This window comes from Streptomyces sp. UNOB3_S3, assembly GCF_020740895.1.
Lineage (GTDB): Bacteria > Actinomycetota > Actinomycetes > Streptomycetales > Streptomycetaceae > Streptomyces.
Genome location: NZ_JAILXP010000056.1, coordinates 1 through 26829 on the forward strand (window position 1 = coordinate 1; position 26829 = coordinate 26829).

23 protein-coding genes and 1 rRNA gene are annotated in these 26829 nt (G+C 69.0%); 16 read left to right on the top strand and 8 right to left on the bottom strand.

Features of this window, described 5'->3' with window-relative positions:
* The first annotated feature begins 26 nt into the window (after positions 1 to 26).
* From K6I33_RS08905 to K6I33_RS08920, 4 genes are read left to right on the top strand one after another with little or no spacing between them, the layout of a single operon-like run.
* Positions 27 to 1439: a hypothetical protein gene (locus tag K6I33_RS08905; protein WP_229349603.1), complete on the top strand. Its 1413-nt coding sequence runs from the start codon at positions 27 to 29 to the stop codon at positions 1437 to 1439.
* Positions 1440 to 1459: 20 nt separating this feature from the next.
* Positions 1460 to 2647, top strand: a complete 1188-nt coding sequence (gene mycP / locus K6I33_RS08910; protein WP_229349605.1) for a type VII secretion-associated serine protease mycosin — start codon at positions 1460 to 1462, stop codon at positions 2645 to 2647.
* A 25-nt stretch (positions 2648 to 2672) separates the two neighbouring features.
* On the top strand, positions 2673 to 3062 hold the full coding sequence (locus K6I33_RS08915; RefSeq protein WP_229349607.1) for a WXG100 family type VII secretion target: 390 nt from the start codon (positions 2673 to 2675) through the stop codon (positions 3060 to 3062).
* A 45-nt stretch (positions 3063 to 3107) separates the two neighbouring features.
* On the top strand, positions 3108 to 3413 hold the full coding sequence (locus tag K6I33_RS08920) for a WXG100 family type VII secretion target (protein WP_229349609.1): 306 nt from the start codon (positions 3108 to 3110) through the stop codon (positions 3411 to 3413).
* Between the two features lie 75 nt (positions 3414 to 3488).
* On the opposite strand, the gene K6I33_RS08925 is transcribed toward K6I33_RS08920, so the two are convergent.
* Positions 3489 to 3965, bottom strand: a complete 477-nt coding sequence (locus tag K6I33_RS08925; RefSeq protein ID WP_229349611.1) for an ATP-binding protein — start codon at positions 3963 to 3965, stop codon at positions 3489 to 3491.
* Between the two features lie 267 nt (positions 3966 to 4232).
* On the opposite strand from K6I33_RS08925, the gene K6I33_RS08930 reads away from it, so the two are divergent.
* Together K6I33_RS08930 and K6I33_RS08935 are read left to right on the top strand one after the other, a co-directional pair.
* Positions 4233 to 5084: a helix-turn-helix transcriptional regulator gene (locus K6I33_RS08930; protein WP_229349613.1), complete on the top strand. Its 852-nt coding sequence runs from the start codon at positions 4233 to 4235 to the stop codon at positions 5082 to 5084.
* Positions 5085 to 5094: 10 nt separating this feature from the next.
* Positions 5095 to 5289, top strand: coding sequence for a hypothetical protein (locus K6I33_RS08935; protein WP_229349615.1), 195 nt, complete (start codon positions 5095 to 5097; stop codon positions 5287 to 5289).
* A 48-nt stretch (positions 5290 to 5337) separates the two neighbouring features.
* On the opposite strand, the gene K6I33_RS08940 is transcribed toward K6I33_RS08935, so the two are convergent.
* From K6I33_RS08940 to eccCa, 5 genes are all read right to left on the bottom strand, one after another.
* The gene (locus K6I33_RS08940; protein WP_229349617.1) at positions 5338 to 5859 is read right to left on the bottom strand and encodes a hypothetical protein; all 522 of its coding nucleotides are present in this window, start codon (positions 5857 to 5859) and stop codon (positions 5338 to 5340) included.
* A 126-nt stretch (positions 5860 to 5985) separates the two neighbouring features.
* Positions 5986 to 7071 (bottom strand): hypothetical protein, encoded by a 1086-nt coding sequence (locus tag K6I33_RS08945; RefSeq protein WP_229349619.1) that lies wholly within the window; start codon positions 7069 to 7071, stop codon positions 5986 to 5988.
* A gap of 138 nt (positions 7072 to 7209) precedes the next feature.
* On the bottom strand, positions 7210 to 9342 hold the full coding sequence (locus tag K6I33_RS08950; protein WP_229349621.1) for a hypothetical protein: 2133 nt from the start codon (positions 9340 to 9342) through the stop codon (positions 7210 to 7212).
* Positions 9343 to 9379: 37 nt separating this feature from the next.
* Positions 9380 to 9835, bottom strand: coding sequence for a hypothetical protein (locus tag K6I33_RS08955; RefSeq protein ID WP_229349623.1), 456 nt, complete (start codon positions 9833 to 9835; stop codon positions 9380 to 9382).
* A gap of 139 nt (positions 9836 to 9974) precedes the next feature.
* The gene (gene eccCa / locus K6I33_RS08960; RefSeq protein ID WP_229349625.1) at positions 9975 to 13943 is read right to left on the bottom strand and encodes a type VII secretion protein EccCa; all 3969 of its coding nucleotides are present in this window, start codon (positions 13941 to 13943) and stop codon (positions 9975 to 9977) included.
* 218 nt (positions 13944 to 14161) lie between these two features.
* On the opposite strand from eccCa, the gene eccD reads away from it, so the two are divergent.
* The 6 genes from eccD (at position 14162) to K6I33_RS08990 (ending at position 21306) form a co-directional block, all read left to right on the top strand.
* Positions 14162 to 15619, top strand: a complete 1458-nt coding sequence (gene eccD, locus K6I33_RS08965; RefSeq protein WP_229349627.1) for a type VII secretion integral membrane protein EccD — start codon at positions 14162 to 14164, stop codon at positions 15617 to 15619.
* Positions 15620 to 15895: 276 nt separating this feature from the next.
* Positions 15896 to 16183 carry a 30S ribosomal protein S15 gene (gene rpsO, locus K6I33_RS08970; RefSeq protein WP_229349629.1) on the top strand — a complete coding sequence of 96 codons (288 nt, stop codon included), beginning with the start codon at positions 15896 to 15898 and terminating at the stop codon, positions 16181 to 16183.
* A 255-nt stretch (positions 16184 to 16438) separates the two neighbouring features.
* On the top strand, positions 16439 to 18655 hold the full coding sequence (locus K6I33_RS08975; protein WP_229349631.1) for a polyribonucleotide nucleotidyltransferase: 2217 nt from the start codon (positions 16439 to 16441) through the stop codon (positions 18653 to 18655).
* A complete protein-coding gene (locus K6I33_RS08980) occupies positions 18652 to 20031 on the top strand; it encodes a pitrilysin family protein (protein ID WP_229349633.1) in 1380 nt (459 codons plus the stop codon). The genes K6I33_RS08975 and K6I33_RS08980 overlap by 4 nt, the downstream gene beginning before the upstream one ends.
* Before the next feature lie 55 nt (positions 20032 to 20086).
* Positions 20087 to 20839 (top strand): 4-hydroxy-tetrahydrodipicolinate reductase, encoded by a 753-nt coding sequence (dapB, locus tag K6I33_RS08985; RefSeq protein ID WP_229349635.1) that lies wholly within the window; start codon positions 20087 to 20089, stop codon positions 20837 to 20839.
* A gap of 5 nt (positions 20840 to 20844) precedes the next feature.
* Positions 20845 to 21306, top strand: a complete 462-nt coding sequence (locus K6I33_RS08990; protein WP_229349637.1) for a tetratricopeptide repeat protein — start codon at positions 20845 to 20847, stop codon at positions 21304 to 21306.
* Between the two features lie 76 nt (positions 21307 to 21382).
* Here the strand turns inward: K6I33_RS08990 and K6I33_RS08995 are convergent, their stop codons facing one another.
* Together K6I33_RS08995 and K6I33_RS09000 are read right to left on the bottom strand one after the other, a co-directional pair.
* Positions 21383 to 21970, bottom strand: a complete 588-nt coding sequence (locus K6I33_RS08995; RefSeq protein ID WP_229349639.1) for a PH domain-containing protein — start codon at positions 21968 to 21970, stop codon at positions 21383 to 21385.
* A gap of 75 nt (positions 21971 to 22045) precedes the next feature.
* Positions 22046 to 22288, bottom strand: a complete 243-nt coding sequence (locus K6I33_RS09000) for a hypothetical protein (RefSeq protein WP_229349641.1) — start codon at positions 22286 to 22288, stop codon at positions 22046 to 22048.
* A gap of 202 nt (positions 22289 to 22490) precedes the next feature.
* On the opposite strand from K6I33_RS09000, the gene thyX reads away from it, so the two are divergent.
* The 4 genes from thyX to K6I33_RS09020 all read left to right on the top strand — a co-directional run.
* Positions 22491 to 23231, top strand: a complete 741-nt coding sequence (gene thyX / locus K6I33_RS09005; RefSeq protein ID WP_229349643.1) for an FAD-dependent thymidylate synthase — start codon at positions 22491 to 22493, stop codon at positions 23229 to 23231.
* A gap of 216 nt (positions 23232 to 23447) precedes the next feature.
* Positions 23448 to 24347, top strand: a complete 900-nt coding sequence (gene dapA / locus K6I33_RS09010; protein ID WP_229349644.1) for a 4-hydroxy-tetrahydrodipicolinate synthase — start codon at positions 23448 to 23450, stop codon at positions 24345 to 24347.
* A 152-nt stretch (positions 24348 to 24499) separates the two neighbouring features.
* Positions 24500 to 26185, top strand: coding sequence for a ribonuclease J (locus tag K6I33_RS09015; RefSeq protein WP_229349646.1), 1686 nt, complete (start codon positions 24500 to 24502; stop codon positions 26183 to 26185).
* A gap of 519 nt (positions 26186 to 26704) precedes the next feature.
* A 16S ribosomal RNA gene (locus tag K6I33_RS09020) occupies positions 26705 to 26829 on the top strand; the annotation flags it as partial.

A 26829-nucleotide genomic window follows, 5' to 3' on the forward strand; every position in this document is an offset into this window, starting at 1 on the left:
GCTCTAGGGGGAGGGGGGAGACAGGGATGTCGGACGCGGAGTTTCAGGGCAAGTCGCACGAAGAGCTCTACGCGATGGTGGCGGATGCGAAGCCGGAGAAGCTGAGCGGCGTCGGGAAGGCGCTGCAGCAGGCCTTCAAGGACCTGAACACCATCAGCAACGACCTCAAGGAACACATCGGCCGGGTCCGGCTCGAAGGCGAGGGCGGCGAGGCCTTCCGCAAGTGGGGCGAGCAGACGGTCATGCAGACCGCGAAGCTGGCGCACTATGTCTCATCGGCCGGTGCCGTGATGGACAAGGCGGCGGAGGGGCTGGCGAAGGCCCAGTCGAGCATGCCGAAGCCGAGTGGTTCGGTGTGTTTCACGGACGCGGAGAAGGAACGGGCGCGCCTGAAGGCGGCGGAGACGGACCGGCAGCATGCGGTTGACGCGATGCGGATGCTGGATTCGTACTACGCGACGGCGCAGACGGATTTGGGGAAACTGGAGGAGCCGCGGTTTGTGATGCCGCCGGGGAGCGGGGAGCGCCGAGACGACTGGGAGAGGCCGTACGATTCACCGTCTTCGGCCGGGTACGCATCCAGTGGCAGAGGCGATGGCTTTTCCTCGGTGCCTCACAGTGGAGCCACTGGCGGGGCAACGTATGCCGCTCCGCCGGTTGGCGGTGCCGCAAGCGCTGCTGCGCATCCGGGCGCGGTGGGACATGCCAGCCTCAACGTGCAGCCAGGGGCTGAACCGGGGGCCGGGTGGGCATCGGGAACGAATATCGACTCGATGACTGCCCTTCCGGCACCTCAGCCGAGCACCCCGGTACCTGATGCTGCTCAGCACCACAACCGTGTTGCCATGCCCCAGGGGCCAAGTGGCCCCCCGGTCGTGTTGCCTCAGATTCCTGGTGGCGCTGACGAAATCAGGACCGGGGGAACACGTGGTGGTTCGAGGGTCGGGCTTCCTGAAGCGACCACTGTCATGCCTCGAGGCGGTGGTATGCCCCGGCCGAGGGATGGAATTGTGGGTGGTCTGCCTGCGGTCCCGGAAGGTGAGACCGGCGCCGCGAAGTTGCCCCGAGGCGCGGTTGTTGGTGAAGAGCGCGGCCTTGTGAATCGTGGCCCCGTAGGAGCGAGCGGCTACCCGGGAGTGGTTGGCGGCAGCGGTGCCGGTGCCCAAGTTCCAGGACTGGGCCGAAGGCTCGTTTCCGAGCCCGGCGGTGTCGTCGGAGGTCTGCGTGGTTCGGCGCCGTCCGGGACGAGGCCGGAATTCACCCAGGGGGGTTCCGGTCTTGTACGCGGCACGCAGGTGCCGGGCGTGATGCCGCACGCTGGTGGCCCGCCGGCCAGCACCTCTCGGCGCCCAGCGGCTGGACGGCCGGAATACCTCACCGAGGACGAGAGGACCTGGACGAGTGGGCGGCGCGATACTGTCCCGCCTGTCATCGAGTAGTCCAAGGAGATTCCTGACGCATGCGATTCGTGTCACGCAGGGCGCGACTACGTGCCTCGGCGATGTTGTCCCTCCTGGCTGCCGGTTTCGTCATCACGCCGCAGGCGGTGGCGGACGACATGAAGTCCAAGCAGTGGTATCTCGACGCCATGCAGGCCGATGACATGTGGAAGGCAAGCCGAGGCGAAGGGATGACCGTCGCGGTCGTCGACTCAGGGGTGGACAGCTCGGTGCCCGAACTGCAGGGCCAAGTACTGCAAGGCACGGACGTGTCCAATAAGCCGTTGGGCGCCGATGTCGATCGGAGTGGTCACGGGACGGAGATGGCTGCTCTGATCGCGGGTACCGGGGCGAGTGGAGGAATCCAGGGACTTGCGCCGGGGGCCAAGATCCTCCCTGTACGGATCAAGGAATCGGGACTCGCAGACGCAGCTGATCCCCTCATGGCCAGGGGGATTCGCTATGCAGCCGATCACGGTGCGCAGATCATCAACATTTCCCAGGGCGGCCCCGAGACTCCGACTCAGACCCGGGAGACGGAAGCTGCGGTGAAGTATGCGGTGACCAAGGGAAAGCTCATCTTCGCGGCTTCAGGGAACGATGGCGATAAGGAGAACCTGCCGAGCTATCCGGCAAACATGCCGGGGGTCGTCTCCGTAGGCGCGATCGACCGCACGAGCACAGCAACCAAGTGGTCGAACAGCGCCAGCAACGTCGCACTCGCCGCCCCCGGAGACGAGATCCCGGGCCGCTGTAAGGAAAGCGCGGGCTTCTGCGCCACCCGCGGGACCAGCCAAGCCACCGCCCTGGCCTCCGCCTCCGCCGCCCTCATCTGGTCCAAGCACCCGGACTGGACCGGCAATCAGGTCCTCAGGGTCATGATGGACACCGCCGGCAAGCCGACCACGGGCAAGATCCCGAGCCCCTACATCGGCTACGGTATCGTCCGCCCCCGCAAAGTCCTCCTGGACGGCGAGGGGAACCCCGGCCCAGCTGACGTCAACCCGTTGCTCGCGGTGAGCGAGCCCGCGTCGCCGTCGCCGAAGCCATCGGCTCGGACCCAGGGCTCCACCACGGAGTCCCGCCCTGAGAAGGGCGGCGGCAGTACCACGCCATGGCTGGGCATCAGCATCGGTACGGCTGCGGTAGCCGTCGTGGCCACGGCCACCATCCTGACGGTACGCCAACGGCGACGTACGAATTCATAAGACAACCCATGGGGGAAGGTGGATTATGTCGGGCATTCAGAAGATTGAGGACGCGGCATTCGTCGCGTTCGAGAACAGCATCAGTGAGGCGAGCGCCGCGCTGTCGTCGAACCTCAAGTCTCTCGTGAACGCCGTCGCCCAGGCGCAGGCCGCGTGGTCCGGTCAGGCCGCCACCGCGTTCGTTCAGGCCCAGCAGGCCCTGAACGACGACCACGACGCCCTGCGCCGGCTGATCGACGGCATCCACGAGGCCGTCGCCCTCACCCGCAAGTCGAGCCACGCCAACGACGCCGACGTCATGTCCAGCTTCAAGAGCATCGACGTCAATGGCGCGGCTGCCGGTGGCCACCTCGCGGCGGGCAGCACCCAGACCGGCCTGAGCGCCGGCCTCGAGAGCAGGATCAGCGCCTACTAGGCGCACCAGACACAGCGCAAAGCAACTGAGACGAGTGGGGGACGCATGTCCGGAGACGGAATCCTCAAGGTTCAATACAGCGGCCTGGGCCACACCGCGGGCGACATCAGGACGGCCGCGGGCGTGGTGCAGCAGCAGCTCGACGCCCTCTGGGCCGCTGTCGACAAGGTCACCCATGGCTGGGAGGGCGAGGCCCACCAGATGATGGTGGCCGCGAAGGCGCAGTGGGATGCCCGGGCGCAGCACATCCAGTCGGTCCTCGAGGACGTGTCCAAGAAGATCGAGCACGGCAGCACCCAGTACCAGCACACGGACCGCAAGGCGGCGGGGCTCTTCCAGAACCTCGGCTGAACCGGCCGTCGCCGCGCGGGGGGTGGGCGGTTCGCCCACCCCCCGCCGCATTCTCAGGCCGCGGCGTACCGACTCTCAGAGCCGCGCATAGCGCGCCCCCGCCTCTCGCGGCAGAACGACCCAGACCTTGCTCCCGTACAGGGGCGCCTCGCCCTCGGCCAGCCCGCAGATCCCGCCGCACGTGCCAGTGACTGCGTCCAGCAGTGACAGCGCTTCCCTCCGCCGCTCGCGGCAGGCGGCGACGATTTCCGCTGTCTCATGCGCGGGGTGCTCGTCGAACACGGTCAGTCTCAGCACGCCGAAGCGCCACCGCATCGACAGATGGGCCTCACGCCCGGGCGTGAACGCGTAGGCATTGGTGAGGAGTTCGGATGTCGCGAGAACGCCGACCTCGGCCAGATCGCCGAGGTCGTGCTCGCACAGCACGGCACGTACGAGGTTGCGCGCGGTGCTGATGCAGTACGGGCCCCCGGGCAGGCCGAGGGTGTAGTTGAAATTGGCGGGCGTCGGCACGGCCGACGTCTCCGGTGGACAGAGTGCGCTATTGCTCATGCGCGTTCACTCCAGGCGCTTGGCAGGCGGCAGTGGGGGAGTCCTCGCACGCGGAACGGGTGCCGGTGGCCTGCCTCCCTGGGCACGAGCACACCCTCTCCAGGGAAAGAGGGCATGCTCGCGCGGTGTGCTTCCGGCTCCACGGCGTGTGAGCTGAGCGATACCGACGGTAGCGCGGCGGGAAGCCCTGTGCTACTCCTTCCAGGAAGCCCTGTGCTCCGGGGCTACCCTGCGGGCACACTGGTTGACGTCCCAGGGGAGGGCCTCGTGCCACCGAGAAGCAATCCGACGATCCGGCAACGCCGGTTGGGTGCCGCGCTCCGCCAGCTCCGTGAGCAGGCAGGCATGTCGGCCCTGGACGCCGCCGCACTGCTCGGCGTGGATCGCACGCGCATCTCCAACACGGAGGCAGGCCGTTTCGGCATCAGCGCCGCACGGGTGCGTACGCTGGCCTGCAACTACCGCTGCCCCGACGCCGAGCTGGTCGACGCGCTCGCCGACATGGCGCAGGATCACACGAAAGGGTGGTGGGAGGAGTACCGAGGATCGCTCCCCGCCTTCTTCCTGGACATCGCCGAGCTCGAATGGCACGCCACGAGGCTCCGGAACGCGCTGACGTCCCACATCCCGGGCATGCTCCAGACGGAGGACCACGCGAGGGCGATCTTCGAGCTGGTGATCCCCGAGCTCCCGGCCGACGAGGTCGACATCCGGGTCTCCCAGCGTCTGGCGCGGCGCCGAATCCTCGACCGGGAGGACCCGCCGGCCTACGACGCCATCATCCATGAGAGCGCTCTGCGCATGCAGTTCGGAGGGCGCAAGGTCGCCCGGGCTCAGCTGGATTCTCTTCTGGAGGCCGGTGAGCGGGAGCACATCACCCTCAGGGTGATCCCGTTCAGCGCTGGGGGTTTCGTCGGCGCGGGGCAGACGATCCTGTACGCGTGCGGCCCCGTCGCCCGGCTCGACACAGTGCAACTCGACACGTCACATGGATCTGTGTTCATCGACTCCGAGATGCAGCTTGCCAACTACCGGAAGCTGCTCGACAGAATGGAGTGCAGCGCCCTGGACGAGAACGCGTCGCGCAAGTTCATCCACGAAATCGCCCAGCAGCTCTGAAGGAGACGCCATGCCCGGGATCCAGTGGCAAGAACCCCTCTGCGGTGGCGGCGGCAACGCCTGCGTCCAGATAGGCCACACCGCAGACGGCACCCCGGTCCTCAGAGAGACCGCCCGCCCCCACGAGCTCGTCACCACCACCCGTGAGGGCCTGCGCAACTTCATCGAGGCCGCCAAACGCGGCGAGCTCGACCACCTCATCTGACGGGGGAGGCGATAGAGCCGACCCGCGCCGGAGCCGGGGGTACGGGCGTCAGGAGACAGCGCACGCACCGTCGCTGATGGAAATGGAAAGGGCGTCGTAGCGCATCGCCAGTTTCCGCTTCACGGCGTAGACCCTGAGGCAGAAGGCGGTGTCCGTTCCCTCGGCCGTGACGGTGTAGTCGGCCTTCTCCACGCCGTCCTCGAACAGGACGGGCTTCGGCGGCTCGGAAGCCAGTTTGACGGCCAGTGCGTCCTGGGAACTGTGTCCGTGCTTCGCGATGGAAGATCGCAGGACGTCCTCGTAGTTGATGACCCCTGGCCCGAACTGAGCCTCGCTCGACAGCTCGGCGGTCGCCGCATTCACTGCGGATCGCAGCTCTCCCCCGTCCCAGGTGTTGGATCCGCTGAGGAGGCCCGGGTGGTGGACGAGGTACATGCCGCCGATGGCGAACAGCAGTGAGCCGACGATGAGGGCGAGGCCGACAGGATTTTCCGGGTTGTAGACATAGCGGTTGGGGCCCAACCTACTTCGGACAAATATACGGTCCGTGTCGTCGCTGCCGTCAGTCATGTCTATGGCGCCCAGCCTTGTCAGTCGGTGGCATGCGGAATGCAGGCCATCTTTGAGGTCGTCCGAATGAACTGCTGGCTTGACTGGAAAGAGTCAAGCGAAGTGCTCAGGCATTGAGAAGGAACGTTAATCCGTTCCGTCACCAGAGGAAGTTGAAGGAAGGGCCACGTTTGAGCAGCCGTGCCTCTCCGCTGCATTTTTCGCGAAGGAGGTCAAGAGCTTGGCGGGGAGATCGGGATCGGGCTGTCTTCCGGTGTCGGAGCCGAGGGCGTCGCGCTCAAGGGTGACGGTGAAGCGTGCTGTTCCAAAGAAGTTCCGGCACTCGCTGCGGGCCCAGGCGCTTCCTGTGTCCCTGTTGCTGCCGGCGGGAGAGCGTAGAAGTGCGCCGCGGGATTCCCGTAGCTCAAGCGCGTAAGGGCCGTAGTAGGCCGACAGGTGATAGAGTGCACGGCCTTTTCCGTCGAGGAGGTAGCAATCCTCGATGAGTGCGTTGTCGGTAGGTGTTTCGATGGCCTTGGCCGGCCCGGATCCCTTGGTGTCCAGTTTCGTACCCGCGACCGGTCGGCAAGTCCCTCTGGCTTGATCGACTGGAATCCGGTCGTGCTTGTAGGCAGAGGGGGGAGTCACCGAGGTCACGGGCCTCCCCATATTGGCATCGCATCCCCATTTCTTCGCCGCTCGCTCCATGGTCTTGGTTGCGACCCTGGCCAGGTCGCCAAACCCTTGTGGGGTATTAAAAGCGTCCTCCCGTTGTGCGGGATAAGAACTTACGCTCACCATGAGATCCTTGTTCGCGCCGCGGCATTCCGCGATGACGCTGGCGTAACCAATGGGTTTCGACCACGTCATGACGCCAGACCACCCATTTCCGATGGGTGCGGTGCTGGTGTAGTCACCGACCAGGCCGGACTGGCCTATGTTGAGGAAGGCCCCGCCCTCTTCGCCGCGCCAGTCGATGCTGACTCCGGTGGTCCCTCTGGTATGGCCGCGTGATGTTATCGAGCAACTTTGCAGTGACTTTGTTCTGGGTATGAGGGGGGTACCTCCGTACAGGCGATCCGATCCCATGAGCGACTCGATATCGCCTTTCGGGAGAATTCCACCGCAGGCGCGATCGAGTGATCGCGCGTCCTGCCAACGGGTGTATCCGCCCAGTGCGAAGAAGCAGCCTACGGCGATCAGCGATGCGGCCGCAAAGAATACCGTGGCCATGAGGGTCCAACGGCGCTTCCGGCCGGCCGGGCGGTCTGCGTCGTGGAGTTCCGGTGATTCTGCGGATCGCGATTTCATGGATCGGTCGCTTCGCTTTCTCGGGGCTTCAATGGTCGGCTGATCCGCAGGTCCGGCGGATCATTTGAATACATTCTTGGCCTGGACGTTTCCGCGAACGGATCCGGTCATCACCTTTCCGGTCATGTCTTCGATGATGTTCTTGCCATCGTGATCACCTTCTGAGATATGCTGATCAGCGGCCCAGCCCTTGATCATCAGACGCATTTGTCTGTCGGCGTCCATATAGTGATCGGCGATCTTGGCGTTCGCTTCCGTGTCCGCATGCGACTTCATGTCGTTCGACCATGCCCAGGCCCATGTGTCGACCCCTCGCTGCAGGGCATCCCCTATGGGGAACTTCTGAGGGCCGATCGTCATGGGGGTCACCGCGCCGCCGAGAATGTGGTACGCCACTTTGGCCTTCCAATCGGCGGACGTATAGGCAGAGGACCGTTCATCGTTGATGACGTCTTCGCGGATGGCCCCGTACGAGCCGAGGACCGCCCCTGCTTTGTCGAGGACGTTGCTCTCCTCGTGGAGCTTCGCATCGGCTGTCAGACCGCCGAGCTCGTGGGAGATGTGCCGGGACTCGGCATGGTGCAGCGTGGCGTAGGCAAGCGGGTCTTCCGCGAGGCCTCGCATGGCGCGCAGCAGCTTGTCTCGACCCACCGACATCTTGATTTTGCCGTCGTCGGACCAGACCCCGGTCTCATCCTGGTAGTCGGTCTTGGCGCTCAGGATCTCGTGCGTGTCGGTGGAGTACTCGGCCAGGGCGTTCGCGAGTGGGCGGCGGAGGTTGGCCGGGGCGGCACTGCTCGACCCTGGATCGACCAGCTCGACCGTGTCGTGCATGACCCGGGCCTGCGCCTGGTCGTGCCGGGCTTCAGGGTTCGGGAGTGCCCCGTCGGGCAAGGGCGCGTGTCCCGTCGCCGCCGCTTCGATCGCCTGCCCCAGGCCCAGCTTGCTGGTCGGTTCGTCCATGGTGACGAGCGCGCCGGGACCGGCAGTGGCGATCTTGGGCCATTCGCGGTCCTTGAGAAGGTATTTGAGGTGATCGTTCTTCCCGCTGTCCCCGGGATCGAGGAACGACGTGGCCGCATCGGGGTTCTTGCTCATGACGCCGAGCAGGTGATCGAGCGGGTCGCTCTGGTCGAGACCGGGGTGCCGGCGCCATTGGGTCCACATACCCGGCTGCTTCTTCTCGGTGGCGATGATGTCGTTACCGAGGTCATTGAGGAACTGCTTGCCGTAGTGGTCGCTGTACCCCATGAGATTCACAAACGACTGGTAGCCGTAGAGCGGATCTGTTTTACTGCCGAAGTTCTTCCCGCCGGCCTGCCGCAGCTTCTCGTGCCACTTGTCGTAGAAGGACGAGTTCGTATCGGCGGTGGCGGTGGAAACGGTCCCCGCGAGACCGGCCTGGATGGCATCGTAGGCCTGCTTGTGGCTCTTGTCGTCCGAGTACGCCAAGCCGGTCAGCTTGTTGGTGAGCTGGATCGTTCCATCGGGCCCGACACTGTTCAGGAAGGTCTGGCTGAACGCCTTGTCGTGGCCGTTGTCGCGGAAGAGCCGCTGCATCTCGGCCATGTCCTTGGCGTCGAGATGGCCCGTGGAGTTGAGCTTGGTCGCCAGCTCGGCTGCCTCCCGGGCCTCGACCTTCTCGATGTCGCCTTCCGCCCGGGCGTTGAAACCGTTGAGACCGCCGTTGAGGATGTCCGTGTTCTGGACCGCGCTCGTCAGGGCGAGCTTGACGCCCTGGTCCGCGTCGTCGAAGGCCCGGACCGCGTCGGCTATGCGCCGGTTCCAGGAGTCCTCGGCCTTGGCGATCGCCGCCGGGGCGTCGGGGTCGTGCAGGACGGCGGGATCATCGCGCTTGGTCCAGGTCGCGCGCCCGTCGTCACCGATCCGCATGTGGTCCTTCTCGGCCTCGGCGACCACGGACTTCAGCTTTCCCCGCAGGTCCGTGAACTGGCCGTGCGCGTCCCGTAGCAGCGAGGCGATCGCGCGGGCCTCCTTGGCCGCCGCCGTGTACTGCTCGTGCGTCTGCCGCATGTTCGGCGCGGCGACGAGGTTGGCCTGGCCGGTCCAGGTGCCGTCGGAGGCTATGGCCTTGACCTGGCTCTCGTAGTCCTTCTGTACGGACTCGAACTTCATCGCCGCCGCGTCCCACTGCCCGGCCGCGGTTGTCAGGAGGGCGAGGTCCGTCGTCATGACCTGGTGGTACGTGAGCATGAGTTCCCGGATCCCCTCAGTAGTCCGATACGCGCGACGGGAAGGGAGGGTTCGTGCCCAGTGGGCCGGTGCCGCTCGGTTTGAGGAGGGGGAACTGGCCGGCGAGCCCTGTGTCCGCCCCGGTGAAGAGGCGGTTCGTGCCGCTCAGGGCCGCCTTCTCCGCGGAGAGCCGGGCCTGTAACGCCTTCACGGACGCGCGCCAGCCCTTGAGGGCCTCGTTGATGCCGGTGCCCGTTGCCCAGTCCTGGAAGCCCCTCGCCGCGGCCTCGGACGTCTCGTCCGCCACCCGGCCGGCGGCCTGCGAGTCCGGTTCTATGTGCTGTTCCAGGGCCGATACGGCGGACCGTTTTCTCGCGGCCGAGGACGACAAGTCCGGTCCGCCGCCACTGCCTCCCGTGCCCCCGGCCCCGTTCAGCCGCGTCCGCGCCACTGCGTCGGCGCGCAGCCCCGCCCACTCGTCCTCGAACGTCACGATTCCCCCGATCGCTGTCAAGCCGACCGCCCTCAAGTCGCCTGCGCGACAAGGCATTCGTGCGTTCGAAGCTAACAAGGGGGGTGCGTGTGACGCACCCCCCTTGTTGATCTCTTGGCGGGATCTTGCTCCCCGCCCCTCACTCCACCGGCAGCCACCCCACCTGCACCAGCGGTGTCCCCCGCCGGCGCGAGACGAAGAAGCCGCGGCCCGGCGGCATCGGGCGCGGGCGGACGCCGCCGAGGATGTCGCCCTCGCCCGGGTCGCCGGACAGGACCACGCCCTGGGCGCCCAGCTCCTTCACCCGCTGCATAAAGGACTCGAACATGGAGCGCGACGCCCCCGCCGAGCTCCGCGCGACGATGAAGTGGACGCCCACGTCCCGCGCGAACGGCAGGTTCTCCGTGAGCACCGCCAGCGGGTTGCCGCCGCCTCCCGTCGCGACGAGCTCGTAGTCGTCGACGATGACGAAGAAGCGCGGGCCCGACCACCAGTTGCGGTCCCGGAGCTGCTGGGGGGTGACGCCGGGCTGGGGCGCGCGGCGTTGCATCAGGCCATTGAGGGCGCCCGCGTGGACGGTGAGGGAGGAGGCGACCGGGGCGTACTCCAGGAGGTGGGTGTCCGGGATGACGTCCAGCAGGGAGCGCCGGTAGTCGCCGACGACGATCTTCGCCTCGTCCGGGCCGTAGCGCTCGGTGAGCTGCTTGGCGATCAGCCGCAGCAGTGCCGTCTTGCCGGACTCGCTCTCGCCGAAGACGAGGAAGAAGGGGTCGGTCTCGAAGTCGACGAAGACGGGCTCCAGGTTGGTCTCGTCGAGGCCGATGGCCACGCCGCGCTCCGGGAACTCGAAGCCCTTCGGCAGCTCGTCCGCCCGCAGCGTGCGCGGCAGCAGCCGGACGCGCGGGGCGCTCGGCCCGGACCAGGCGGCGCCGACCGCGGTGAGCAGGGCGGCCGTCGCGTCCGTCATCGTCGACGGGTCGCTGCCGCCGTCGATCCGGGGCTGGCCGGCCATGAAGTGGAGCTTCTCCGGGAGCTGGCCGCGCCCGGGGACGCCGGCCGGGACGTTCGCGGCGACCTTGCGGTCGAACTCCGAGTCCATCGTGTCGCCGAGCCGCAGTTCCAGACGGCCGAGGAGCTGGTCCTTGAGGGCGGGCCGGACCTCCATGTTGCGGGAGGCGGTGATCACGACGTGCACGCCGTAGCCGAGGCCGCGCGACGCGATGTCCGTGACGACGCCCTCCAGCAGCTCGTACTCCTGCTTGAAGCTGCCCCATCCGTCGACCAGGAGGAAGACGTCCCCCCAGCCCTCGTCGGCGAAGTCGCCGGCGGCCCTGCGCCGCCGGTAGGTGGCGATGGAGTCGATGCCCTGCGCGCGGAAGTACTCCTCGCGGCGGGCCAGGATGCCCGCGACCTCCGCGACCGTGCGGCGTACGCGCTCCGGGTCGAGGCGGGAGGCGACGCCGCCGACGTGGGGCAGCCCGTCGACGGAGCTCATGCCGCCGCCACCGAAGTCGAGCCCGTAGAACTGCACCTCGGCGGGGGTGTGGGTGAGCGCGAAGGAGGTCACCAGCGTGCGCAGCAGTGTCGACTTGCCCGACTGGGGGCCGCCGACGACGAGCATGTGGCCCGCCGCTCCCGAGAAGTCCCGGTAGAGGACGTCGCGGCGCTGTTCGAAGGGCTTGTCGACGATGCCCAGCGGTACGACGAGCTGGCCCAGGCGCGGATGGTCGCGGGCCGTGAGGCCGCGGCCCGGCACCTCCGCCAGCGGCGGCAGCAACTGGTCGAGGGACGGCGCCCGGTCCAGCGGGGGCAGCCACACCTGGTGGGCCGGCGGGCCCTGGCCCTCCAGCCGCCGTACGACCACGTCGAGGACGGTGTCGGCGAAGGCGTTGTCCTCCGGGCGCGCCGAGGCCGGGAGGGCGGGAGGCGCCGCGTACGTCACCGGCACCGGCGCCGCCGTGAAGAGCACCGGGCGCCGTTCGACCGGCAGTACCGCGCCGTCCGCGCCGGACGCTCCGCCGACACCGCCCGCGCCGCCCGCCCGGTACGCGCCGGAGACGTACGCGGCCTTGAACCGGGTCATCTCGTCCGTGCCGAACTTCAGATAACCCGATCCCGGCACCGTCGGCAGGTGGTAGGCGTCCGGCACGCCCAGCGCCGTCCGCGACTCGGCGGCCGAGAACGTGCGCAGACCGACGCGGTACGACAGGTACGTCTCCAGCCCGCGCAGCCGGCCCTCCTCCAGGCGCTGCGAGGCCAGCAGCAGATGCACGCCCAGGGAGCGGCCGATCCGGCCGATCTGGATGAACATGTCGATGAAGTCCGGCTTGGCCGTCAACAGCTCGCTGAATTCGTCGATCACCAGGACGAGTGAAGCCAGGGGCTCCAGCGCGGCGCCCGCGGCCCGCGCCTTCTCGTAGTCGTGGACGTTGGCGTAGTTGCCCGCCGACTTCAGCAGCTCCTGGCGGCGCTGGAGCTCACCCGTGATGGAGTCGCGCATGCGGTCGACCAGGGTCAGGTCGTCGGCGAGGTTGGTGATGACGGCCGCGACGTGCGGCAGCCCGGACATCCCCGCGAAGGTCGCGCCGCCCTTGAAGTCCGCGAGGACGAAGTTCAGCGTCTCCGAGGAGTGGGTGACCGCGAGGCCCAGCACCAGCGTGCGCAGCAGCTCGGACTTGCCCGAACCCGTGGCGCCCACGCACAGGCCGTGCGGGCCCATGCCGTCCTGCGCGGCCTCCTTCAGGTCGAGCATCACGGGCGCGCCGTCCTCGCCGACGCCGATCGGCACGCGCAGCCGCTCGGCGGGGGTGCGCGGCCGCCAGGTGCGGGCGACGTCCACGGCTCCGGCGTCGCCCAGCCCGAGCAGCTCCGTGAAGTCCCAGTTGGCCAGCAGCGGCTCGTCCTCCTCGCCACTGCCCGGACGCAGCGGCGCGAGCTGCCGCGCGAGCGCCTCGGCGGCCTCCGGGGACAGCGTGTCCGGCACCCCGTCGTACGCCGCCACCTGCGACCGCAGCCGCAGCGCGCCCGGCGCCACGCTCACCGCCAGTCCGCCGCGCAGCTCGTCCAGCTCGCCCGGCACGACCTCCACGACGGTGACGCCCTGCAGGCCCTCCGGCGAGGCGAAGAGCGAGTCCGGCGGCACCGCGGCGCCCTCCAGGAACAGCACCACGTGCGGCTGCTCCACCAGGGGACGGGTGTCACGGCCGAAGCGGGGACGCCCCTCCAGGCGCGGCGCCAGCAACTCCTCCAGCTCGCCGAGGTCGTCGCCGATCAGCCGGCGCGCGCCCGCCCCGTCGGCCGTGCCCGGCAGCTGCACGTGAGGCAGCCACTTCGTCCACTCCCAGCGGGGCGCCGCGGCGCGCCCGGCCACCACGGCGACGACCAGGTCCTCGGGGGAGTGGAGCGTGGCCAGCTGGGCGACGAGCGCCCGTGCGCAGCCGTGCACCGTGCCGGGGTCTCCCGAGAGGGTGACGTGGTAGAAGGCGCGCAGCGACACCGCCATGGGCAGGCCGTCCAGCGAGCCGTGCACGGCCAGGAAGCGCTGCATCGCGCCCGCCGTGAGCGGCTCCAGCTGGTCTATGGGCGCCGTCTCCGGAGCCACCAGCGGGGTCGCGAGCCGCTGCGCGCCCAGCCCGACGCGCACCTGCGCGAAGTCGTCGTCGGAGGGCCGCCGCTCCCAGAGGCGGGAGCCCTCGGCGACCACCGACCACAGCTGGTCGGGGGAGGGGTGGAGGTAGAACTGCGCGTCGCGCTGCGCCCGGGCCGTGCGCCGCACGGTGCGCCGGGTCTGCGCGAGGTAGCGGAGATAGTCGCGGCGCGCGTCCGCCATCTGTCCTTGTGAGCCCTGGCGGTGCCGCACGACCATGGCGACGGTCATCCCGAGCGTCGACACCATCATCAGGACGCCCATGATCTTCATCATGGGGTGGGAGCCCGGCATGAAGAAGTAGACCATCGACGAGGCCATGCCCAGCGTGGGGAGCAGCTGCATCAGGATGCCCTCCTGACGGCCGCGCGGCAGCTCCGGAGGAGCCTCCAGCCGCAGTTCCTCGCTCGGCAGCTCGGGCGGCAGCGCCCGAGGCTGGCGCTTGACGACGACCTGGGTCACGGAACGGCTCAACCCCTCTGCACCGAAGGGCCGTTTCCCGCCCGGCGCCCCTGTGGCCCCGGCCGCCCCTCGCGAGACGGTGATCCTATCGGCGTACGGGAGTTCGCCCCCGGTAGGGTGACCAGCCGCGAGTGGCACCGTTGGTGACCACCCGTCGGTCAAACACCGAAACCAGCAGCAAATTCAGACAGTCTCGACTGCATCAGGGGGCAATCCGGGTGAGTACGTCCGCCACGACCGGCTTCTGTCGGGTGACCGTCGTCGCGCCGGACAGCCGCGTCGACGTCGCCCTCCCCGAGGACCTCCCCGTCGCCGACATCCACCCCGAGATCCTCCGGCTGACCGGAGGATCCCAGCCCGTGGGCACCCCCACCGGCCACCACCTCGTCCGCCGCGACGGCACCGTCCTCGACGGCGCCCGCACCCTCGCGGCCCAGCGCGTCCTCGACGGCGAGATCCTCACCCTGCGCCCGTTCGCCGAGTCCCTGCCGCCCGCCGTCCACGACGACGTCGCCGACGCCGTCGCCGCGGCCGTCACCGGCGACCGTGCCCTGTGGGACACCCGCATGCTGCGCGCCGCGGGCCTCTCCGGTGCCGCCCTGCTGCTCGTCCTGCTGGGCCTCGTCCTCTGGTACGCCGACCCCGTGCGCCACGACGCCCACGGCCTGCCCGGCATCGTCGCCGGTGCCGTCGCCGTCCTCCTGACCGCCTACGCGGGCGTACGGGCCCGGGTCTACCGGGACCGCGGCTCCGCCGTCGCCCTGGGCCTGGCGGCCGTGCCGCACCTGCTGATCGCCGGGTCCGGCGTCATCGGCCCCGCCGCGGGCGAGGGCGCAGGCCGCCTCCAGTTCCTGCTCGGCTGCGCGACCGTCCTGATCGCCTCCGTCGTCCTCGTCGCCGTCACCCCCGGTGGCGACGCCCCCTTCGTCGCCACCGTCGTCACCTCCGCCACCGGAGTCCTGGCCACCTTCGGGATGATCCTCACCGGCGCCGCGGCCTCCTCGGCGGCCGCCGTCTGCGCCGTCGCCGCGATCGGCGCGCTCGCCTTCCTCCCCGCCCTCTCGGCCCGCGCCGCCCGGCTGCCCATCGGCTACGCGGCGCCCCGCGGCGCGGGCGACGACCTGGACGCCCCCCGGGGCGGCGCCGACACCGCGCCCGTCGACACCGCGCCCGTCGACGCCGAGCGCGTCGCCGCACGGGCCCGCCGGGGCCACGAGCTGCTGCTCGGCCTCGTGGGCGGCTGCTCGGCCGTCGTCGTCGGCTCGGCCGCCGTCCTCGCCTTCTCGGCCGGCCCCTGGGCCCCGGCCCTCGCCCTCGCCGCAGGGCTCGCCATGACCCTGCGCGCCCGGCTCTTCCGCTACACCTCGCAGGTCGCCACCGTCCTCGGCGCGGGACTGGCCGGGCTCGCCCTGCTCGTCCTCGGCCTGGCCCTGCGCCCGCTCCCGGGCGCCCACGGCGGCGCCTCCGACATCCGTACGGTCTGGATCACCGTGGCCGTCGCCGCCGTGGCGGCCCTGCTCACCGCGGTCGCGCTGATCATCCCCCGCAAGGGGCTGTCACCCTTCTGGGGGAGGGCCTCCGACATAGTGGAGAGCGCCGTCCTGCTCGCCCTCGTCCCGCTCTGCCTCGCCGTCCTCGACGTGTACTCGACAGCGCGCGGTCTCACGGGCAGCTGAGCGGCGACCGGGCGGGCGGCTGCGCGATCACCGGGCTGTCAACCGGGCTGTCAACCGGGCGGGCGGCTGACCTGCGCAGCGCCGCGCCCCGGGGCCGGAAACCGTCTCCCGGGCTGGTACTGTGTCCAGTGGTCGTTTGTGTACGCGCCTCCGGACCGCCCTCCAGGGCGTCTGGGGACAGCGCCCAGCGGACCCCGCCTCCCGAGTAACGGAAGCTCCCCTGAGACAGAGACCAGGGGCACTCGGTGGCCAAAACGAGACTCATAAGGAGTACGCGTGTCGCTCGACGCCGCCACGAAGAAGTCCATCATGGCCGAGTTCGCCACCAAGGAGGGCGACACCGGCTCCCCCGAGGTCCAGGTCGCGCTGCTCACCCGCCGCATCTCCGACCTGACCGAGCACCTCAAGACCCACAAGCACGACCACCACTCCCGTCGTGGTCTGCTGATCCTGGTCGGCCAGCGTCGCCGCCTGCTGCAGTACCTGGCCAAGAAGGACATCACGCGCTTCCGCGCCCTGGTCGAGCGCCTCGGCATCCGCCGCGGTGCCGCGGGCGCCAAGTAAGACGCCATGAAGGGAGCGGTTCCCACGATCTGGGGGCCGCTCCCTTTGCGTATCTCGTGGGACCCGGAAGCTTTGTAGTCTGGATCCCACAACGCGAAACCGTATGAGGAGGAGCGCTCCGCTCGCCGCCGGTCCTCGGTAGTGGCCCCCGGATCAGGGAATCCGGGTGCTTCGATCGAAGACCGGCCAGCCGAGACGCCCCTCCGCCACCGTCACCGCCACACGGGCGGCGACGCAGAAGAGGAGATATCCCTGGTGGAGAACGAGACCCACTACGCCGAGGCCGTCATCGACAACGGCGCCTTCGGCACCCGCACCATCCGCTTCGAGACCGGCCGCCTGGCCCGTCAGGCCGCCGGCTCCGCCGTGGCCTACCTGGACGACGACACCATGGTGCTCTCGGCCACGACCGCGTCGAAGAAGCCCAAGGACCAGCTCGACTTCTTCCCCCTCACGGTGGACGTCGAGGAGCGGATGTACTCGGCCGGCAAGATCCCCGGCTCCTTCTTCCGCCGTGAGGGCCGCCCCTCCGAGGACGCGGTCCTCACCTGCCGTCTGATCGACCGCCCGCTGCGCCCGTCCTTCAAGAAGGGCCTGCGCAACGAGATCCAGGTCGTCGCCACGGTCATGGCCCTCAACCCGGACCACGTGTACGACGTCATCGCGATCAACGCCGCCTCCTGCTCCACGCAGCTGGCCGGCCTGCCCTTCTCCGGCCCGATCGGCGGCGTCCGCGTCGCGCTGATCAAGGGCCAGTGGGTGGCCTTCCCGACCCACACCGAGCTCGAGGACGCCGTCTTCGACATGGTGGTCGCGGGCCGCGTCCTGGAGGACGGCGACGTCGCGATCATGATGGTCGAGGCCGAGGCCACCGAGAAGACCATCCAGCTCGTCAAGGACGGCGCCGAGGCGCCGACCGAGGAGATCGTCGCCGCCGGTCTCGACGCCGCGAAGCCCTTCATCAAGGTGCTCTGCAAGGCCCAGGCCGAGCTCGCCGCGAAGGCCGCCAAGCCGACCGCCGAGTTCCCGATCTTCCTGGACTACCAGGACGACGTCCTGGAGGCGCTGACCGCCGCCGTCCGCACCGAGCTGGCCCAGGCGCTCACCATCGCCGGCAAGCAGGAGCGCGAGGCCGAGCTGGACCGCGTCAAGGAGCTCGCCGCCGAGAAGCTGCTCCCGCAGTTCGAGGGCCGCGAGAAGGAGATCTCCGCCGCCTACCGCTCGCTGACCAAGTCCCTGGTCCGTGAGCGCGTCATCAAGGACAAGGTCCGCATCGACGGCCGCGGTGTCACCGACATCCGCACCCTCGCCGCCGAGGTCGAGGCCATCCCGCGCGTCCACGGCTCCGCCCTGTTCGAGCGCGGCGAGACCCAGATCCTGGGTGTCACCACGCTCAACATGCTCCGCATGGAGCAGCAGCTCGACACCCTCTCCCCGGTGACGCGCAAGCGCTACATGCACAACTACAACTTCCCGCCGTACTCCGTCGGCGAGACCGGCCGCGTGGGCTCCCCCAAGCGCCGCGAGATCGGCCACGGCGCCCTCGCCGAGCGCGCCATCGTGCCGGTCCTGCCGACGCGCGAGGAGTTCCCGTACGCGATCCGTCAGGTGTCCGAGGCCCTCGGTTCCAACGGCTCCACCTCCATGGGCTCGGTCTGCGCCTCCACCATGTCGCTGCTGAACGCCGGTGTGCCCCTGAAGGCCCCCGTCGCCGGTATCGCCATGGGCCTGATCTCCCAGGAGATCAACGGTGAGACCCACTACGTCGCCCTCACCGACATCCTCGGTGCGGAGGACGCCTTCGGCGACATGGACTTCAAGGTCGCCGGCACCAAGGAGTTCGTGACCGCCCTCCAGCTCGACACCAAGCTGGACGGCATCCCGGCCTCCGTCCTGGCCGCGGCCCTCAAGCAGGCCCGCGACGCCCGCCTCCACATCCTCGACGTGATGATGGAAGCGATCGACACGCCGGACGAGATGTCCCCGAACGCCCCGCGGATCATCACCGTCAAGATCCCCGTGGACAAGATCGGTGAGGTCATCGGCCCCAAGGGCAAGATGATCAACCAGATCCAGGAGGACACCGGCGCCGAGATCACGATCGAGGACGACGGCACCATCTACATCGGTGCCGCCGACGGCCCGGCCGCCGAGGCCGCCCGCGCCACGATCAACGGCATCGCCAACCCGACCATGCCGGAGGTCGGCGAGCGCTACCTGGGCACGGTCGTCAAGACCACCACCTTCGGCGCGTTCGTCTCCCTGCTCCCGGGCAAGGACGGCCTGCTGCACATCTCGCAGATCCGCAAGCTCGCCGGCGGCAAGCGCGTCGAGAACGTCGAGGACGTCCTCGGCGTCGGCGCCAAGGTCCAGGTCGAGATCGCCGAGATCGACCAGCGCGGCAAGCTCTCCCTGATCCCCGTGATCGAGGGCGAGGACGCCAACGAGAACGAGGACGAGTCCGCCAAGTGACGTCCCGCAGTTCGCGGAAGACGGCCCGCCCCTCCTCGGAGGGGCGGGCCGTCGCCCGTACCCAAACGCTTCTCAAGGGCGAGAACGGCATCGGCACCGTCCGCCGGACCACCCTCCCGGGCGGTCTGCGCGTGGTCACCGAGACCCTGCCGTCCGTCCGTTCCGCGACCTTCGGCATCTGGGCCAACGTCGGCTCCCGCGACGAGACCCCGGCCCTCAACGGCGCCACGCACTACCTCGAGCACCTCCTCTTCAAGGGCACCGCCAAGCGCAGCGCCCTCGACATCTCCGCCGCCATCGACGCGGTCGGCGGCGAGATGAACGCCTTCACGGCGAAGGAGTACACCTGCTACTACGCGCGGGTGCTCGACACCGATCTGCCGCTGGCGATAGACGTCGTCTGCGACATGCTCACCGGCTCGCTGATCGACGCGGCCGACGTCGACGCCGAGCGCGGGGTGATCCTCGAAGAGATCGCCATGACCGAGGACGACCCCGGCGACTGTGTGCACGACCTGTTCGCGCACACCATGCTGGGCGACACCCCCCTCGGCCGCCCGGTCCTCGGCACCGTCGACACGATCAACGCCCTGACCAGGGACCAGGTCGCCCGCTTCTATAAGAAGCACTACGACCCGACCCACCTGGTCGTGGCCGCCGCCGGCAACGTCGACCACGCCAAGGTCGTCCGCCAGGTCCGCGCCGCCTTCGAGAAGGCCGGCGCCCTGGGCCGTACGGACGCCGTGCCGATGGCCCCCCGCACCGGAGCGAGGACGATCCGCACGGCCGGCCGGGTGGAGCTGCTGGGCCGCAAGACCGAGCAAGCGCATGTCGTCCTCGGCATGCCGGGCCTCTCCCGCACCGACGAGCGCCGCTGGGCCCTCGGCGTGCTCAACACCGCCCTCGGCGGCGGCATGAGCTCACGGCTCTTCCAGGAGGTCCGGGAGAAGCGCGGTCTCGCCTACTCCGTCTACTCCTACACCTCGGGCTTCGCCGACTGCGGCCTCTTCGGCGTCTACGCCGGCTGCCGCCCCAACCAGGTCCACGACGTGCTGGGGATCTGCCGCGACGAGCTGAACAAGGTCGCGACGGAGGGCCTCTCGGACGAGGAGATCGGCCGCGCCATCGGCCAGCTCTCCGGCTCCACGGTGCTCGGCCTGGAGGACACGGGCGCGCTGATGAACCGCATCGGCAAGAGCGAGCTGTGCTGGGGCGACCAGATGTCGGTCTCCGACATGCTGGCCCGCATCGCCGCCGTGACCCCGGACGAGATCCGCGAAGTGGCCCGCGATGTACTGGGGCAGCGTCCTTCGCTGTCCGTCATAGGCCCGCTGAAGGACAAGCAGGCCGCCCGCCTGCACGAGGCCGTTTCGTAAAACCGGTCCCGGCCGGCAGCACCGCCGGCCGGGCACACAAGGGGAAGCAGGGACGATGAGCAAGCTGCGCGTGGCGGTCATCGGCGCCAAGGGCCGGATCGGCTCCGAGGCCGTACGGGCCGTGGAAGCCGCCGACGACATGGAGCTGGTGGCCGCGCTCGGCCGGGGCGACCGGCTGGAGGCCCTGACCGAGGCGGGCGCCCAGGTAGCGGTCGAGCTGACCCACCCGGACTCGGTGATGGACAACCTCGAGTTCTGCGTCCGCAACGGCATCCACGGCGTCGTCGGCACCACCGGCTGGACCGAGGACCGCCTGGCGAAGCTCACCTCCTGGCTGGAGGCGTCACCGAGGACCGGTGTGCTCATCGCCCCGAACTTCTCCATCGGCGCGGTCCTCACCATGGCCTTCGCCCAGCAGGCCGCCCGCTTCTTCGAGTCCGTCGAGGTCGTCGAGCTCCACCACCCCAACAAGGCGGACGCCCCCTCCGGCACCGCCACCCGCACCGCGCAGCTCATCGCCGCCGCGCGGCGCGAGGCCGGCTGCGCCCCGCAGCCCGACGCCACCACCACGGCCCTGGAGGGCGCGCGCGGCGCCGACGTCGACGGGGTGCCCGTCCACTCCGTCCGGCTGCGCGGCCTCCTCGCCCACCAGGAGGTGCTGCTCGGCGACACCGGTGAGACGCTCACCATCCGGCACGACTCGCTCCACCACAGCTGCTTCATGCCGGGCATCCTGCTGGGTGCCCGTCGCGTCGTCTCCACGCCGGGCCTGACGTTCGGCCTGGAAAACTTCCTGGATCTGGGCTGAGCACCGTGCGCGCGAAAATCGTCTACTTCGCCCTGGCCGCCGTCCTGGTCGTCTACTTCGTCCTGGTCGGCAGCCGCGGCGTGATGCTCATCCGGCAGGGCACCGTCATCACCGTCACCTTCGGGCTGGCGGTGATGATCCTGCCGTTCATCGGGGCCTGGTTCCTGTACCGGACCACCAAGTTCGCCCGGGACGCCAACCGGCTGGCCCATGAGCTCGAGGCCGAGGGCGGGCTCCCCGTCGACGAGCTCGTTCGGACGCCCGGCGGGCGGATCGACCGGGACTCGGCGGACGAGGTCTTCGCCCGCCGCAAGACCGAGACGGAGCGGACCCCGGGCGACTGGCGCTGCTGGTTCCGCCTCGCCGTCGCCTACCACGACGCCCGTGACACCCCCAGGGCCCGCAAGGCGATGCAGCGGGCGATCGCCCTGCACGACGGCAAACAGATCAGCGCCTCGGGCGCCTGAGACGACGCGCCGACGACGAGCCTGAGACGACGAAGGGCCGGGGCTCGAGCCCCGGCCCTTCCGTCATCCGCTTCCGCTACGCCGTGAACTCGGCCACCCGCTCCTCGACGGCGTCCGCCGCCATCGCGAAGGCCTGCGGCCGCCCCACGAAGTCGGCGCTCCGGTCGGTCACCAGCACGGGCAGCGCCGTGCCGTCCGTACGCCGCACCACGAGTGCCTGCCCCTGCGCGGTACGCGGCGTACCCACCACCCGCACCGGCTGCTGCACGGTCCGCACCTCGGCCACCTCGGCCCACGGCAGCGTCACACCGCGCAGCACCCGCCGCTGACGCAGCCCCTGGGGGCTCACCCAGATGCCCGTACGCACCGTCCGCACCGCGACCGTGATCAGCACGGCGGCGATCGCGAAGCAGACACCCGCGCCGGGCAGGGCTCCCGCCGCGGCGATGATCACGCCGGACACCAGGAGGTACGCGGCCAGCAGAAGCAGCAACGCCGCGCTCCCCACCCGCAGCGGACCGGGGTGGTACGGGCGCCGCCAGCGGCGGTGATCCTCGTACAGGTCCTCTGAGGCGAGAAGCGCGGCGATGGTGTCGGCAGCGGTCTTCTTGGTCGGTGTCGCGGTGTCGCCGTCGGGTTGGGCTGTCAGAAAAGGCAGGGGCACGACGGTTCCTCACTCAGATACGCGCAGTCGAACGACTGTGCGCGTGAGGGTACCTGCTGCCGCCCGCCTTTGTGATCAGCGGCCCGCGTTGGCCTCGGACTTCTGGCTGTGGCCGGGGTTCTGCTGACCCGTCTCCAGCGACGGCATCCCGAACAGCAGCGCGCCTATCAGCCCTGCGGCCACCGTCAGCCCGACCAGCGTCCGGCCGACTAGCTCCGAACGACTGGCACCGCCTCGGGGCGGCGGGGTGACGTTGCTGCGGTAGCGCTCGGCCTCGGCGACGAAGGCGAACGGTACGGGCTCTCGCCGGCGGAACATGGTGGGCTCTCCTAGGAACCTCGAAAGTGTGCTGTCACACCTGAAGACGCTCGAACCGGGCAATGGGTGCCCGTTTCTCCATAACTTCTGTGAAAAATATCAACTGGCGCCCCGGGCCTTCCTGTGGCATCGGGCCGAGTGTCAGTGGTGGCGCTTAGGCTTGGCGACGCCCAAGCACAGCAGCACAAGGAAGGACCCGCCGGTGAGCGACACCCCCACCGAGGACTTGAAGCCCAGGTTCCGCAGCGATGTGACCGTCGAGCTGGTCAAGCACAGCGCGGCCGACTCGGACGTGCTGTGGGCGGCCCGGGTCTCCACGGCCGGCGAGCAGTCCCTCGAAGAGATCACCAAGGACCCCGAGCGGTCCAAGGGGCTCATCAACTACCTGATGCGCGACCGCCACGGCAGCCCCTTCGAGCACAACTCGATGACCTTCTTCATCAGCGCCCCGATCTTCGTCTTCCGCGAGTTCATGCGGCACCGCGTCGGCTGGTCGTACAACGAGGAGTCCGGCCGCTACCGCGAGCTGGAGCCGGTCTTCTATGTGCCGGGCGAGTCCCGCAAGCTGGTCCAGGAGGGCCGCCCGGGCAAGTACGTCTTCGTGGAGGGCACGCAGACGCAGCACGAGCTCACCGGCCGCGTCATGGAGGACAGCTACCGCCAGGCGTACGAGGCGTACCAGGAGATGCTGGCCGCCGGCGTCGCCCGCGAGGTCGCCCGATCGGTCCTTCCGGTCGGCCTGTTCTCCTCGATGTACGCCACGTGCAACGCCCGCTCCCTGATGCACTTCCTCGGTCTGCGCACCCAGCACGAGCTGGCGAAGGTCCCCTCCTTCCCGCAGCGGGAGATCGAGATGGTGGGCGAGAAGATGGAGGCGGAATGGGCCAAGCTCATGCCGCTCACCTACGAGGCCTTCAACAAGAACGGCCGCGTCGCCCCGTAGGGGCGTCGTGGGGCGTCGTACCGGCGCCCCGCACGGAGGTGACGCGCTGCTACCGGACCAGTGAGCAAGGTGTCCGTATTGCGGCGTTTCATCACCTTCATCTACGCTGAAAAAACGGACCCGGCACTGCTTGAACCCCCGAGCAGGCAGTGCCGGGATCCCTTAGGCACTCCCCGAGGGGGTACCTCACGGTGAGCAACGAGTAGCGTGGCCCCCATGGCTCCGACCTCCACACCGCAGACGCCCTTCGGGCGGGTGCTGACCGCCATGGTCACGCCCTTCACCGCCGACGGCGCCCTCGACCTCGACGGCGCGCAACGCCTCGCCGCCCACCTCGTGGACGCAGGCAACGACGGCCTTGTCGTCAATGGCACCACCGGTGAGTCCCCCACCACCAGCGATGCGGAGAAAGCCCAGCTCGTACGCGCCGTGGTCGAAGCGGTCGGTGACCGCGCCCACGTCGTCGCCGGAGCCGGCACCAACGACACCCGCCACAGCATCGAGCTGGCCCGCGCTGCCGAGCAGGCGGGCGCCCACGGCCTCCTCGTGGTCACGCCGTACTACAACAAGCCCCCGCAGGAGGGCCTGCGCCGCCACTTCACGGCGATCGCCGACGCCACGGGCCTGCCCGTGATGCTCTACGACATCCCCGGCCGCAGCGGCGTCGCGATCGAGACCGAGACGATGGTCCGCCTCGCCGAGCACCCGCGCATCGTCGCCAACAAGGACGCCAAGGGCGACCTCGCCGCGGCGAGCTGGGCCATGGCCCGCTCGGGCCTCGCCTGGTACTCCGGCGACGACATGCTCAACCTGCCGCTGCTGTCCATCGGCGCCGCGGGCTTCGTCTCCGTCGTCGGCCACGTCGTCGCCCCCGAGCTCCGCGCGCTGCTGGAGGCGCACCGTTCCGGTGACGTCGACAAGGCGGCCGAGATCCACCGGCGCCTGCTCCCCGTGTACACCGGTATGTTCCGGACCCAGGGCGTGATCACCACCAAGGCCGCCCTCGCCCTCCAGGGCCTGCCCGCGGGCCCCCTGCGGCTGCCCCTCATCGGCCTCACGGACGAGGAGACCGAGCAGCTCAAGAGCGATCTCGCCGCCGGCGGGGTACAGCTCTAGCACCCAGACTTCACAACCGAATACCGATCACAACGGAATACCGGCACAACCAAAGATCCAAAACTGAAGATCGACAACAACTGCAAGTGCACGAATGTCATGCGCGCCATGTGCCCGGAGGGGCATGTGGCGCGCGTGGTGAGGAGAGTCTTTTGAGCCACCCGCACCCTGAACTCGGCGCGCCGCCGAAGCTTCCCAAGGGCGGCCTGCGCGTCACCCCGCTCGGCGGTCTCGGCGAGATCGGCCGCAATATGACGGTCTTCGAGTACGACGGCCGTCTGCTGATCGTCGACTGCGGAGTGCTTTTCCCCGAGGAGGAGCAGCCCGGAGTCGATCTGATCCTGCCGGACTTCTCGTCCATCCGGGACCGTCTCGACGACGTCGAAGGCATCGTGCTCACGCACGGTCACGAGGACCACATCGGCGGCGTCCCCTTCCTGCTCCGCGAGAAGCCGGACATCCCCCTCATCGGCTCCAAGCTGACCCTCGCGCTGATCGAGGCCAAGCTCCAGGAGCACCGCATCCGCCCGTACACCCTCGAGGTCGCCGAGGGCGACCGCGAGCGCCTGGGCCCCTTCGACTGCGAGTTCGTCGCGGTCAACCACTCCATCCCGGACGCCCTGGCCGTCGCCATCCGCACCCCCGCGGGCATGGCCGTGCACACCGGCGACTTCAAGATGGACCAGCTCCCGCTGGACGGCCGGCTCACCGACCTCCCCGCCTTCGCCAAGCTCGGCGAGGAGGGCATCGACCTGCTGCTCGTGGACTCCACCAACGCGGAGGTCCCCGGCTTCGTCCCGCCCGAGCGGGACATCTCCGGTGTCCTGCGTCAGGTCTTCGCGGGCGCGCAGAAGCGCATCATCGTGGCCAGCTTCGCCAGCCACGTCCACCGCATCCAGCAGATCCTCGACGCCGCCCATGAGTACGGGCGCCGGGTCGCCTTCGTCGGCCGCTCGATGGTCCGCAACATGGGCATCGCCCGTGACCTGGGCTATCTGCGGGTCCCGGCCGGTCTCGTCGTCGACGTCAAGACCCTCGACGACCTGCCGGACGACGAGGTCGTGCTCGTCTGCACCGGTTCCCAGGGCGAGCCGATGGCCGCGCTCTCGCGCATGGCCAACCGCGACCACCAGATCCGGATCGTCCGCGGCGACACCGTGATCCTGGCGTCGTCCCTGATCCCGGGCAACGAGAACGCGGTCTACCGCGTGATCAACGGCCTCACCCGCTGGGGCGCCAACGTCGTGCACAAGGGCAATGCCCGCGTGCACGTCTCGGGCCACGCCTCCGCCGGCGAGCTGCTGTACTTCTACAACATCTGCAAGCCGAAGAACCTGATGCCGGTCCACGGCGAATGGCGCCACCTGCGCGCCAACGCCGAGCTGGGCGCGCTGACGGGCATCCCCAAGGACCACATCGTCATCGCCGAGGACGGCGTCGTGGTGGACCTGGTGGACGGCAAGGCGAAGATCGTCGGCAAGGTGCAGGCCGGCTATGTGTACGTGGACGGCCTCTCGGTCGGCGACGTCACCGAGGCCTCGCTCAAGGACCGCCGCATCCTCGGGGACGAAGGCATCATCTCCGTCTTCGTGGTCGTCGACAGCACGACCGGCAAGGTCGTCAGCGGTCCGCAGATTCAGGCCCGCGGCTCCGGTATCGAGGACGCGGCGTTCAACGCCGTCATTCCGAAGATCGAGGAGGCCATCGCCAGGGCCGCCGCGGACGGCGTCGCCGAGCCCCACCAGCTCCAGCAGCTCGTCCGCCGCTCGGTGGGCAAGTGGGTCTCGGACAGCTACCGCCGCCGGCCGATGATCCTTCCGATCGTCGTCGAGGTCTGACGCGGCATCAGCCGTATGGACGGCCGCCCCGCTGCCGATTTGCATCGGGCGCGGCCGTCCAGTACGTTTACGGCTCCACCGCAGGGAACACCGCAGCACTTCGAGTGCGAGGCGGGGCTCCGGAAAGCGAGTGGAAATCCGGCTCAGAGAAATCTGATAAAGTCGGGAAGCCCGCTCCGACAGGGCGCTGGAAACGAAATCCGAACCGGAAACGGAACGGAAAACGGATCTGGTAAGGTTGGAAACACCGAAGGGAAGCCCGGAGGAAAGCCCCAGTAAACAACACTGTGGGTGAGTACAAAGGAAGCGTCCGTTCCTTGAGAACTCAACAGCGTGCCAAAAGTCAACGCCAGATATGTTGACACCCCGTCCATCTCGATGGATGAGGTTCCTTTAAAAAGTCCTTCCGCTGACATTTGTTGGTGGGAGGCAACACACAGCGAGGACGCTGTGAACGACCGGGCCTATTCCGCCTGGTTGTTCCGCTCAACGCGAGTGTCACCCGATTACGGGTAAACATTCACGGAGAGTTTGATCCTGGCTCAGGACGAACGCTGGCGGCGTGCTTAACACATGCAAGTCGAACGATGAAGCCCTTCGGGGTGGATTAGTGGCGAACGGGTGAGTAACACGTGGGCAATCTG